Annotated in this window: 9 protein-coding genes; 2 read left to right on the top strand and 7 right to left on the bottom strand. The window is 45.8% G+C overall.

What is annotated here, in order from left to right:
* Positions 1 to 107: 107 nt before the first annotated feature.
* The 7 genes from AVZ68_RS00720 to AVZ68_RS00750 form a co-directional block, all read right to left on the bottom strand.
* On the bottom strand, positions 108 to 1,118 hold the full coding sequence (locus AVZ68_RS00720; RefSeq protein ID WP_059102623.1) for a Gfo/Idh/MocA family protein: 1,011 nt from the start codon (positions 1,116 to 1,118) through the stop codon (positions 108 to 110).
* A gap of 180 nt (positions 1,119 to 1,298) precedes the next feature.
* Positions 1,299 to 1,613 carry an L-rhamnose mutarotase gene (gene rhaM / locus AVZ68_RS00725; protein WP_059102906.1) on the bottom strand — a complete coding sequence of 105 codons (315 nt, stop codon included), beginning with the start codon at positions 1,611 to 1,613 and terminating at the stop codon, positions 1,299 to 1,301.
* A 100-nt stretch (positions 1,614 to 1,713) separates the two neighbouring features.
* Positions 1,714 to 3,783, bottom strand: coding sequence for a bifunctional rhamnulose-1-phosphate aldolase/short-chain dehydrogenase (locus AVZ68_RS00730; RefSeq protein ID WP_059102624.1), 2,070 nt, complete (start codon positions 3,781 to 3,783; stop codon positions 1,714 to 1,716).
* A gap of 47 nt (positions 3,784 to 3,830) precedes the next feature.
* Positions 3,831 to 5,099, bottom strand: a complete 1,269-nt coding sequence (gene rhaA, locus AVZ68_RS00735; protein ID WP_059102625.1) for an L-rhamnose isomerase — start codon at positions 5,097 to 5,099, stop codon at positions 3,831 to 3,833.
* Entirely contained in the window at positions 5,083 to 6,516 is a 1,434-nt protein-coding gene (gene rhaB, locus AVZ68_RS00740) for a rhamnulokinase (RefSeq protein ID WP_059102626.1), read from the bottom strand. The genes rhaA and rhaB overlap by 17 nt, the downstream gene beginning before the upstream one ends.
* A 130-nt stretch (positions 6,517 to 6,646) precedes the next feature.
* The gene (locus tag AVZ68_RS00745; protein ID WP_059102627.1) at positions 6,647 to 7,615 is read right to left on the bottom strand and encodes an AraC family transcriptional regulator; all 969 of its coding nucleotides are present in this window, start codon (positions 7,613 to 7,615) and stop codon (positions 6,647 to 6,649) included.
* Positions 7,616 to 7,634: 19 nt separating this feature from the next.
* Positions 7,635 to 8,645 (bottom strand): AraC family transcriptional regulator, encoded by a 1,011-nt coding sequence (locus AVZ68_RS00750; RefSeq protein WP_059102628.1) that lies wholly within the window; start codon positions 8,643 to 8,645, stop codon positions 7,635 to 7,637.
* Positions 8,646 to 8,802: 157 nt separating this feature from the next.
* Here AVZ68_RS00750 and AVZ68_RS00755 point away from each other — a divergent pair, with 157 nt between their 5' ends.
* Both AVZ68_RS00755 and AVZ68_RS00760 read left to right on the top strand, forming a co-directional pair.
* Positions 8,803 to 10,188, top strand: coding sequence for an MFS transporter (locus AVZ68_RS00755; RefSeq protein ID WP_059102629.1), 1,386 nt, complete (start codon positions 8,803 to 8,805; stop codon positions 10,186 to 10,188).
* Between the two features lie 18 nt (positions 10,189 to 10,206).
* Positions 10,207 to 12,897, top strand: coding sequence for an alpha-L-rhamnosidase (locus AVZ68_RS00760; RefSeq protein WP_059102630.1), 2,691 nt, complete (start codon positions 10,207 to 10,209; stop codon positions 12,895 to 12,897).
* Positions 12,898 to 13,020: the final 123 nt, after the last annotated feature.

The raw sequence follows: 13,020 nt of genomic DNA on the forward strand, positions 1-13,020 counted from the left end.
TTAATTCTCCCTCCCCTTATCGTAAGCGCCTTCATTAAAAGGACTAAAACTCGATTTCATTTAATATATTTCTTGTCAATTCACCTCCATATTACTTAATACCTCGATTACGATGAAACAAGTGGATGTACTTCAACGAACTCTCCATTGTTCTGATGCGACACTATAGCAGCTTCAATCACTTCCTGTGCAGCTAAACCATCAGTACCAGACGCTTCTATATCCCTTGGTTGCACTTTATTTCTAACTTGTTGAATAAAACGATTTAAGCGATACGTGAATGTGTCGTGAAAGTTTTTGACACCCGTCATAATAGAGTTACGTAGTCCTGTGATTTCATCTTTCTCATGAGGGTAGTAACTAAAATGTTCATAGACGTTGTCGATAATGATTCTTCCCTTGTCTCCTCCCACCTCACAGTACTCTATTGGATGACGGCGAGACATATCATAGCTTCCTGTCAAATGCCCCACTGCACCTGACGCAAATTCCATATTAATCGAAACAGTAGACCATCCTTTTCTGTTTGGTGCTTTTGTCATGAAAGACTGAACTCTTTTTACATCACCAGCCAGGTGTCTCATCACATCGATCGAATGTGGATGTAACGCTTTTAAATGGAACCAGGATGTATGGTCTTTTGGATTTTCGATCGTCAGCTTCATGTTAATAAATAATAGCGAACCAAGCTTCCCATCTCTTATTAACTGTTTGCTTTTAATAGCTGCTGGAACAAAGCTATGATTGAGATTACAGGCAAATCGCACATTATATTCTTGTGCTTCTTTCACCATTTCCCGCGCTTGTTGTATATCATTTGACAGGGGCTTTTCTACCAATACGTCAATTCCTGCTTGAATGGCTGCCATAGTTGGTTCATAATGATGGCTGCCGTTCTCGATTCCAGCGGTGGCAACACTGATCACATCAATCTCTTCCTTTTTTATCATTTCTGAAACATCAGTATAAAAGGAAATTTGAAACGCCTGCCCTGCCTGCTGAGCCCTTTCATTTATAAGGTCACAGACAGCTACCAATTTCGTATCAGGGTGATCATAATAAAAATTACAATGAATGCTTCCAATATTGTTAACACCGACCACAGCCACTTTTAACATATCTCGCCCCTTCCTTGCTATCATCAAATTCTTTTCTTCATATTAAAGTATTTCTCTCAAGAATTCATAGTCAATTCGGACATCTTTTCATTGCCAAGAAGGCCTGAAGTTCCGGGCCTTTGCAAAAACATGACTTATCGCGCCACGTCCAAAAACTTTTGCCTTCAAGCTTGTTGGTTACTAGGCTAAATAAAACACATTCATGAGCTCTTTTGAAACCGGACTCTTATCTAAATTAGTCTCCATAAGCGGTTCCATATAAGCCCACCATCTCTGGCACACATCCGTCTCAGACATTTTCGCCCATGTGTCCTCATCCTCCACTTCCAAATATGCAAACAACTGTCCCGTTTCTTCATGCAAGAAGATGGAGTAGTTGTGAACCCCATGCCTTTTAAGAGCTTCTTTCATTTCCGGCCAAAGTTCATCATGTCGGATTTTGTACTCTTCATAAGCCTCTTTGTATACTTTCATCACGCTTGCTTTCCTGATCATCTTCAAGTCTCCTCCTTTAGAAAGCGTTTCCATTTCATTTGCTAAAGCAGCCTCCTTCTAAACCAACTGTTTCCATAAACAAAGGAGGCTGTTTGATTATCTAGCGCGTAAACGCCGCTGGCACCCCACCATCAACGGTAATCATGCAGCCAGTCGTTTTCTCCGCTTTAGACGAAGATAAAAACAGAATGGCTTCCGCAATATCAGAGGGAAAGATATTGACCCCAAGCGTCGTACGCTTCCGGTAATGCTCATCAAGCTGATCGGGTTCAATGCCGTAAGCAGCCGCCCGCTCCTCACGCCACTTGGATCCCCAGATCGCAGACCCCTGCAAGACTGCATCCGGAAGGACAGTGTTCACACGGATGCTGAATTCTCCTCCTTCCGAGGCAATACAGCGAGCGAGATGCGCTTCCATTGCTTTTACAGCACTGTAGGCAGATGCATTCTTACCTGCATAGATGGAGTTTTTTGAACCGATAAAGACCATACTGCCGCCTGTTTGCTGTGTTTTCATCTGTGAGAATGCTTCACGTGCGACGAGAAAATACCCGGTGCCAAGCACGTTCATATTCAAGTTCCACTCATCAAGCGACGTTTCGTCAAGCGGACTGGATGTGGCAAGGCCTGCGTTGTTGACGATCATATCGACACCGCCGTACGTACGCGCGACTTTAGCAAACGCTTCTTTAATCGCCGTTTCGCTTGTGACGTCCATTTTAATCGCCATCGCCCGGCCTTCGCCGTAAGTTTCATTCATTTCTGTAGCGACGTTCTCCGCCCCTTCAAGGTTCACGTCGGCCAACACGACATGAGCCCCTTGTGCCGCAAACTGACGGCATGTTTCACTGCCAATTCCTCCTGCACCGCCTGTGACAAAGGCCACCTTGCGAGAAAATTCAGCTTCCGCAGGCGCAAGTGTCAATTTATATAGCTCTAGCGGCCAGTATTCAATTTCATAGGATTCGTTTTCACTTAGGGAGACGAACTCACCAAGGGCTGTTGTTCCTCGCATCACGGATATTGCTCTTGTGTAGAGAGCGCCACTTACGTTTGCCATCGCCAGACTCTTTCCCGTGTTCACCATGCCAAGGCCTGGGATGAGGATCACACGTGGAGATGGTTCAAACATCTTGTCGCCTTCGTTCTTGTTGCGTTCAAAGTAAGACACATACTCTACCTTATACGCTTGAATGTTTTCCACGATTTTCTGCTTGAGTCTCTCTACATCGCTCGCTTCTGGTTCCCAGTCAATAAACAGCGGCACTCGTTTCGTATGCACGAGGTGGTCGGGACACGCTGCTCCCACTTGTGAGAGCTCTTTGCCTTGCTTGCTATTCACAAATTCCAGCGTTGCATCCGAATCCTCATAGGAGAGAAGCATACCTTTCCCTTTATGAGCAACTTGACCGCGAATCAACGGCAACACTTCTGCAAAAATCCCTTCACGCTGCTCGCGAGAAAGGCTTGAATACTTCGCATCGCCAAATGCAGGCTCATCCCCTCGCTTTTTCTCGATAAACTGCTCTGCTTCATTGATAACAGCAATCGTTCTGTCATAGCTCTCTTTTGCCGTATCGCCCCAGACTACAAGGCCGTGCTTTTCCATGAGGACGAGCTCCGCCTCCGGGTTTTCCTTGACCCCGTCGGCAATCATTCTCGATAAGGTAAACCCAGGACGGATGTAAGGCACCCAGACAAACCGATCCCCGAAAATGTCCTTTGCAAGTTCCTTGCCATTGTCTGCGCAGCAGAGGCTGATGATCGCATCGGGGTGCGTGTGATCGACGTGTTTAAAAGGAAGAAACGCATGCAGAAGCGTTTCAATGGACGAGCGCGGGTGCGAGTGATCAATCATGCAATGCCCGAGGTAAGCAACCATTTCTTCATCGCTCATTTCCTCACGTTCAAAAAGCGGGGCAATGTCCTCAAGTCGAAGTGCTGAAAAATTTTTCTCTCCCATTGTAGCGAGATCGGATCCGCTTCCCTTCACCCACATGACATCGACTTCTTGACCGCGAAAGTCCACCTCTGTTGTTTTCATGGAAGTATTGCCACCACCCCAGTTGCAAACGGAGCGGTCCGCACCAAGCAAATTGGAGCGATATACGAGCTCCCCAAGGCCAGATTTACCGTCTTTTTCTTTTTCACTCCACAGGTTTTGAACCATGGGACATCCCTCTTTCTCTTATTTGTCATTAACAACGATTTGTTTGCTTAGCTATGAACAGCCTTATCGATACGCTTCAGTTGCACATCCTCTTCGTAACGCTTCACAATGTCGAGCCACTCACGTTCGATTGGCGTGCTTTGCTGTCTGCAGTATTCATCCCACACCTCTCCGAATGGGTAGGTTTTGAACTGCTCTTGAAGCGCAAACCGTTCAGTAAAGCGTCCTTCGTCCTGGAGCTTTTTCAAATGGTCATGCGGGAGGAGTGCTGCATAAAGTAGTGCCTTTACCATATTGCGTGTGCCAATTGCCCAGGCCGCCACACGGTTAATACTCGCATCAAAGAAATCGAGGCCGATCAATACTTGATCCAGTGAATCATTGCGTACAAGCTCTTGGGCAATTTCCCGAAGCTCGTCATCATAAGCAACGACGTGGTCACTGTCCCAGCGGACCGGACGTGATACGTGAAGCGCCAGCTGATCGTGGAACAATAGCATCGCAGACAGCTTATTGGAGACTACTTCGGTTGGGTGAAAGTGGCCAGTATCGAGCAGGCAAAGCTTGTTGTTTTGATTGGCGTAATTCATGTAAAATTCATGGGACCCGACCACATACGCCTCCGAACCAATACCAAACAGCTTGCTTTCCACGGCATCAAGTACATGATTTTCGTCATAAACATCGCTGTAAATTTCATCAAGTGACTCCTTCAACCGTCTTCTTGGCGTCAGGCGATCACTTGGCGTATCTTTAAAGCCATCTGGCACCCAAATGTTCACAAGGGAAGGCGTTCCAAGTTCTTTGCCAAAGTGCTCGCCAATCTTACGGCTCGCTTTGCAGTGGTCGATCCAGAAGCGGCGGATGGCTGGATCCGGATGACTGAGCGTCAGTCCATCATCGGATTTTGGATGACCGAAAACCGTTGGGTTGAAGTCCAGTCCAAGATCATGCTTCTTAGCCCAGTCGACCCACTTTTGGAAATGTTTCGGCTCCAGTTCGTCTCTTTCCACCGCTACCCCATTCGTTTCAGCATACATCGCATGCAAATTGATACGATGCTTTCCCGGGATTAAGCTAAGCGCTTTTTCAAGGTCAGCGCGAAGCTCGTCGCCATTGCGTGCGGCTCCCGGGTGGTTGCCCGTTACGTCTATACCGCCGGAAAGCTCATTTTGGACGACTTCCGTTCCTTTGAGGTCATCTCCTTGCCAGCAGTGTACGGAAATGGGCACCTTCTTCACCGTTTCAAACGCTTCCTTCAGATCAATTCCCCATGCTTCATAATCCTTTTTCGCAAATTCAAACCTCGTAGACATCGTTGATCTTCCTCCTTGTGGGTTGATAGTGTTTGACGTTAAACGATTTTTTGATCAACGTCCGTGCTTTCTCCAGCGTAGCTATCTCACCGCCCGCGATTTGTTGGGCAATCAAGTTGCCGAGGGCAGTGGCTTCTGTCGGTCCTGCAAAAACGTCTTTTCCCGTCCGATCGGCGAGAAGCTGATTGAGTTGCTCATTCTGTGACCCCCCGCCGATAATAAGAACAGCCGGATACTCACGTTCGAGCGTTTCTTCGATTTGTTTAATTGCGCGCTTGTAGCTCGCGATCAAACTGTCATAGATGCATTTCGCCACTTCACCGGGCGTAGCCGGAACCGGCTCGCCTGCCTCCATACACGCAGACTGAATCTCTTCAATCATGTTAACTGGCTTTAAGAACCTTCGTTGATCGACATCGATAACCGCTTTAAAATCAGTCGCTTCCTTGCTCCGTTCGACAAGTTCAGCAAAAGAATACTCATCCTCATACAGTCGCTTTACCTCTTGAATCATCCACAAACCCATGATGTTTTTTAAAAAACGAAAGCGATCATCAATCCCGCCCTCATTCGTAAAATTGTTCTCCCTTGCACTTGTGCTGCAGATCGGAACGTCATTTTCCACGCCAATCAGAGACCACGTTCCCGAACTGATATACAGCGATGAATCACGATCCGGTACAGCCGCAACCGCAGACGCGGTGTCATGCGTTGCTGGAAGTATGACATCCATTCGTATACCGAGCTCTGCTTCAATCTCTGGCTTAAAAGTCCCGAGAACGGTCTTAGGTTCAGCAAGCGGCTGAAAAATACGGGGAGGGAGCCCTAACTCTTCAATTAACTCGATATCCCACTCTTTGTCAAAAGCGTTTACAAGCTGAGTGGTCGTCGCATTGGTGTACTCATTTCTTTTCTCACCTGTCAGTAAAAAGTGAAAGTAATCTGGAAGCATGAGAAACGTCTTCGCCTTTGATAAGACTTCGGGATTTGTCTTTTTTAAAGCGAGCAATTGGTACACCGTATTGAACGGCTGAAACTGAATGCCAGTCCTTGCGTAAAGGTTTTCGGCTCCTTTTTCCCTCAGTACCTCTTCCATGATTCCGTCTGTACGAGAATCTCTGTAGGAGACAGCTTCTGTCAACAACTCGTCCTGTTCATCCAGGAGCACAAAATCAACCGCCCATGTATTAATTCCAATGCTTGCTGGTTTGATTCCCTTTGTTTTCGCAAGTGTGATCCCTGTTTTTACTTCGTCAAACAAGCGCTCAACATTCCAGCAGTAGCACCCATTTTTTATCGTCATTTTATTGTCAAAACGGTGTAGCTCCTGAAGTTCGAGCTGACCATTCTCGTAACGACCAGCCATCACCCTACCACCGGAAGCTCCTATATCAACGGCCAAACGATACACGCTCATTGCACTCCTCCTTTATGGAAAGCGATTTCATCTAATGACAGTTTAAACGGTTACTTGACGTTTTCCTATAACGTCTCTTACTAAAAATACTGTCCTTATTTGCAAATCATAAATAAAAACATGCCCTCCTCTACATAGATGACATGCTTCTTTTTCTCCATTGATGGGGAGTCATTCCGTATTTTTCTTTAAATATGCTGTAAAAATAACTGATATTGCCGTAGCCAACTTCCTCAGCAATGATAGATACTGGCAGTTTCGAGCCTTCGAGAAGCTCTTTCGCCACGCCTAACCGTTTTTCCTTAAGCAATACCTTAAACGTCTGCCCAGACAATTTCTTAATCGTCTTGCTAAGTAAATAGTGGGGCTGGTTTAAGCGCCTTGAAAGCTCGTACAAAGAAGCAGTGCGATAGTCGTTATGAATATAGGTCAACGCTTCCTGCATCCACTGGCTTTGTAAAGATGATTCACTCACGCCCTGTATTCTATCGGCATGTTTGGTCAGTTCGACGATCAATAAGCCAACGTATAGTTTTACCGTCGCTTCAGACATAAACGTCGGGTTCATAATCTCATGCACAATTTTAACGATCAGTCTTTGCACCGACTCCTCCTGCTCTACTTTAAAATGAAGGAACTGGCCGGTATCGGAAACATTATGAAGACTGTCAATGAGAAATGTATAGATCGGACCTTCTAAGTTCAAGAAAGCGAAAACGTATTCAAAAAAATGAGGCTGAATAATAAAGTTAATGATAATATCCTCATGGCCACAACGCTCGATCTCATGTTCAATATGCTGATTCAAAAACAAAAGTTCCCCTTGCTGCAAATGAAGCTTCTTTGAACCAATTGTTTGCTTGAGACTGCCGTGAAGCACATAATTGATTTCAACATAATCATGCTTATGCTTTGGGAAAGGAGTGAACCGCGTATGTTTACGGATCATAATGGATTTATCAGGTGCAAGGAACTTATTGCTTTCCACAACAAAGCTTGCTCTCGATGTGTAGCGTGTCTTATTCACCTTGTGATTCTCTAGGATCTCTTCCTCTTCTTCCGTTAAAGCAAGCAACTGAGAAAACAACTCTTCATTCATTCACGACCCTCCCCTGGTCTCATCTACGTTTTACAAAAGACTGATTTCGAAAACGAAATTCATGAGGCGTCATATGAAACTCTTTTTTAAACACTTTATAAAAAAAGGTTACGTTTGTGTACCCTACTTCGATTGAAATTTCGTCCACTGTAAGTTCCGTATTCGTCAGCAATTCCCGTACTTTTCTCATTCGCTCCATTTTTACAAGTTCGCTAAAAGTCGATGATGTCCGTTTTTTGATGAGTGTACTTAAATACGAAGGGCTAAATGAAAAATGCGCTGCCGCTTCTTTCAATGAACAATGTCGATAGTGTTCTTCAATATAGGAAAGAACATCAATAATGATCGGGTATTTTGTTAGGGATTGTTCTTTACGCTTCCAATCGTACTCATAAACCCTCAACAGCTCTGTAAAGATGAGGAACATATACCCTTCCAAGATGGAATCGGAATAGGCCCCTTTGTCAAAATACTCACTCAAAAGATTCGTCATCAAAACAGGGAGATGTTGATTCTCTAAAGCGCGAAACACAAGAAACGAATCTCGATCGTGCTGTTCATACATGATGCTGACAAGAAACTGGGAAATCACTCCCTGTTTATTTAAGCGATTCATGAAGGCATAGGTAAAGTAACTTTCGCGTAACAAAACGTTGATGATTAAATCCTCTTCCGTTGTTTGCAGTACTTTATGTGGAACTCTCGTATCGAGAATACAAAAGTCCCCTTCGTGAAGCGTAATGAGTTCGTCCTTGATGATCTGCTGACATTGCCCACGGTAGACATAGATGAGTTCAATATATGAATGCACATGCTTAGGAACTATAGAATAACGAATATGTTTGCGTATACTTAGTTTTTCATTCTTGTAAAAGAGACCCTCATCAAACAGACAGATTTGTTCGTTTCTCACAGAAATCGTCTCGTGTTCACTCTCTTCATTCCGAGCGCTACGATCTTGCTCTTTCCACCCCCTCTCTTCTTCAGAAAGTGCAAATAAACGGTTCTCCAGCTCTGCCTTTGAAAGCACCCCACTCCCCTCCTCTAGAATCGTATCATTTGTTAGTAAACAACGAATGATATGTCATTTTGTAAGCGTTATCTCCCTCTTATAATGAGTACACACCATTCCTACTACCTTATTGTACTCGAAACCTTCGAAATTCAAAAGCAGGGAGAGATGAAGCATGGAACACCGAGAGTTAAGCCAGAGTTCAATGACTTTAGATGGAATGACGTGGCGAGAGAAGGTTTTCTACGGTTCCGGAGGTATGGGGAAGGACTTCGCTTCTGCGATGTTCAATACGTACTTATTAATCTTCTACACAGACGTGCTTGGGCTTGCAGGTGGGGTTGCCGGAGCGGTCATCATGGTTTCAAAATCGATTGATGCCATCTCCAATCCTATTGTCGGTGTGATGGTGGATCGCACGAACTCGAGATGGGGGAAATTCCGGCCATACCTTTTTGTCATCCCCATCCCCTTGGCCGTATTTTCGGTACTGACATTTACTGCACCGGATCTAGGAACAGCCGCATTGGTCGCTTACGCACTCATCACATACAACCTGGCCGGTCTTTGTTTCACCATCTATGATGTCGCGATTATGGGCATGGTCCCTAGCCTGTCAGGCAGCCTAAAAGACCGAGGACATCTCATTTCCTCTGTTCGGACATTTGGTCAGGCAGCGGTTCTGCTTGTTTCAACGATTGCTTTGCCTATGGTTGCTTTCCTTGGACAGGGGGACGACACTAGAGGATACGTTCTTTTAATGTGCATTCTAGGTATTGGCATCATTGGTTCCGGCTGGCTCACTTTTTTCAATACGAAAGAGCGGAGAACAACCAGTGTTACCCCCCCTGCACTGAGAGATTATAAGCGTGTTGTTTTCAAAAACAAAGAAGTGCTTTCTTTGTTCGTAATGATTATCATTTTCGGACTAACTATGGGCCTACCAGGGGCCTCGGGCGTCTATCACGTCGAGTATTTTCTAGGTCGTCCGGACTTGGTGCCACTGTACATGTTCATCGCGAATGGAGCACTTGTCATCGGTGTTGTCCTTTCCGGCTTCTTCCTGCCGAAATTAGGAAACAAAAAAGCAAGTCTCTCTTATATTGTCGGGACAATGATCTTTAGTTCAATCATGTTTTTTCTTGCAGGGTGGTCTATTCCGCTGTTTCTCGCAGCACTCGCTTTTGCCCAGTTTCTCGTAGGTGTTGGTTTTGTATCGTTCACAGGAATGGTCGCTGAAATGACGGACTACACCGAATGGAAAACAACCAAAAGATCTGATGGTGTCCTCTTCTCCTTGCTTGCCTTTGGCCTGCAGCTTGGACCAGCTATTGCTTCCGGACTTTTTGGGGTCGTCCTCGACTGGGTAGGCTATGTCGCAAACCAACCGGTGCAAACAGAGACAACGATGTTTTGGATCAACGCGATGCGGACTCTTGCCCCTGTAGCGGTTTGTGTGCCAATGCTTCTTCTTATTCGCCAATATCCTATTAATAACCCAAAGGAGTATCAACAGTTAATGCAAAAGCTTGAGAAAAATAAATCCACCATTTCAAACTAAACGAAGGAGTGTTTAACAATGCTAAAATTAACCAACGTATTATGTGAGTACATGGAAAATCCAATCGGGCTAGACGTCGATAATCCAAGGATTAGCTGGCAGCTTCGCTCAGACAAGCGTGGTACCAATCAAACTGCCTATCAAGTTCAAGTGGCGACAGATAAAAACTACGAGGAGATTGTGGCAGACTCCGGCAAGATCCTCTCTGACCACTCGGTGCACGTCCAGCTCCCTCCATTTAAAGTGGAGGCGAAAACTCTTTACCATTACCGTGTAAAGGTTTGGACAGGGTCCGGAGCCTGCGACTGGTCGGAAGGGCATTATTTTGAAACAGGATTATTGCGCTCAGATGCATGGAGCGCGAGCTGGGTAAGCGCAACGGAAAATCTAGTAGAAGATGCACAGTCACCGAGGTTCAGGAGAACTTTTGATTACCAAAGCCCAAAATTAACGCGTGCCAGGCTATATATCACAGCTACAGGTTTGTACGAAGCAAGACTGAACGGGGCACGAGTCGGCGATGCGTACTTTACCCCAGGATGGACGAATTATCACAAAAGGCTTCAATATCAAACCTACGATGTAACCGAGCTTATACGCGAAGGGGAAAATGTTCTAGGGGTGACACTTGGTAAGGGTTGGTATAGTGGAAACCTCGCCTGGGAAGGAAAGGTGAACATATACGGGAACGAACAGTCCTTTATCGCCGAACTCCATGTCGAGAGTGAGGACGGTGAACACCTAGTAGTCTTCTCTGATGACAACTGGAAAACCGGTAAGAGCCCGATTCTAGAATCGGAACTCTATCACGGAGAGACCTATGATGCGAGACTTGAGGAACCAGGATGGGATGAAGCCAACTTTCAGGAAGACGGCTGGGTGGTTGCTAAGGCAAATAAAAAACCGACCTCCCATATCGTAGCCCAAGAAAATGAACCCGTTCGCAAGCAGGGACGCATCACTCCTATTAAGCTTATTCATACACCGAATGGCGAAGTTGTGCTTGATTTCGGTCAAAACATGGTCGGTTGGGTTCATTTCAAGATCAAAGGCGATAAAAGCAAGACCGTCTCTCTTAAACACTTTGAAGTTCTAGATGCCAACGGCAATGTCTACCTTGACAACTTGCGCCAAGCCAAACAAACCATTACCTATACGTTGCGAGGAGGAGAAGAGGAAACTTACGAGCCGTTCTTCTCATTCCAAGGCTTTCGCTATGTGCAGCTCATTGGTTTTGACGAATCTGTAAAGCTCGGTGATTTCACAGGTATTGTGCTTCATTCTGATATGCGGCGCATTGGTAATTTCGAATGCTCCAATCCGTCGATCAATCAATTGCAGCACAATATTGTCTGGGGACAGAAAGGCAATTTCCTCGACGTGCCGACTGACTGTCCACAGCGAGACGAACGCCTTGGCTGGACAGGGGATGCGCAGATGTTCATAAGCACGGCCTCTTATCTCTACAATGTCGCTCCGTTTTTCAAAAAGTGGCTAAGAGACTTAACGAGCGAGCAAGGGCTAGACGGGAGTGTTCCTTTTGTCATTCCAGACACGCTTGATCCTGATTCTCATTCCTCGGCGGCTTGGGGGGACGCAGCGGTTATCTGTCCGTGGACACTCTATGAAAATTACGGCGACGAGCGGCTCCTTGAGGAACAATTCCCGAGCATGAAGGCTTGGGTCAACTACATTCGCAAACAAGGAAGCGACGAATACCTTTGGAACACCGGTTTTCACTTTGGCGATTGGCTAGCGTTAGATTCTCAGCCAGACACTTACATCGGCGCAACCGAACGAGATTTTATCGCAACGGCGTTCTACGCATATTCAGCAAGGCTCGTAAGCAGAGCCGCAGACGTTTTAGGAAAAGAAAGCGAGTATGTTCATTACAACGAACTCTATCAATCCGTCAAAGCAGCCTTTGCTCGTGAATTCATTACTGGGTCTGGACGCCTTTCCGTACCAACGCAAACAGCGCATATCCTCGCTTTGATGTTCGATCTCGTTGATGGTGACATTCAGAAACGAACCGAAAGAAAGCTTAAGCAACTGTTAAAAGACGCCCACTACCATTTAAAAACAGGCTTTGTCGGCACACCTTATTTAAATTTCGCACTAAGCAAAGCCGGGTATGACCAGGTCGCTTACACCCTTCTTTTCCAAAAAGACTACCCGTCCTGGCTCTATCAGGTGGAAAAAGGCGCTACAACTGTTTGGGAGCATTGGGATGGGATCAAGGAGGACGGGAGCTTCTGGAGTGAGGATATGAACTCCTTCAATCACTATGCGTATGGGTCCATTGGGGATTGGCTCTATCGAAGAGTGGCAGGCATCGACCTGGACAAAGAGGCAGTAGGCTTTAAAAGAATCCACTTTGCCCCCCGCTTCACGAAAGAATTGAGCTGGGTCAAAGGCACCCTACACACAATGTATGGAAACGTGGAATCATCATGGAGTTTTACCACTGGAAGCGAGGTTGTCTGGGATGTAACAGTTCCAGCGAACGCCACAGGAATCGTTCATATACCTTCCGATTCCACTTCATCTGTAAAAGAAGGGAATCAGGCGTTAGAACAAGCCGAAGGGATTCGAAATGTTATTAGGACAGAAGAAGGTCTCCTCGCCGAAGTAGGGTCTGGGGACTATCGTTTTCAGTTCCCTTACTCCGCTGTGAGGGAGAAGCATGTGATTGTGAATGGGGAGTGAGACTGATGAAACCTGTGCCTTCTAAGCACAGCACAGGTTTTATTTTATTCTTTTAGGCTTAAATCTCTCAATACAAAGTGCACGCCAAGTGTTTTTTAATCCCACTTTATTGTGACTTTTAGC

The organism is Shouchella shacheensis, from assembly GCF_001484965.1.
Lineage (GTDB): Bacteria > Bacillota > Bacilli > Bacillales > Bacillaceae_D > Shouchella > Shouchella shacheensis.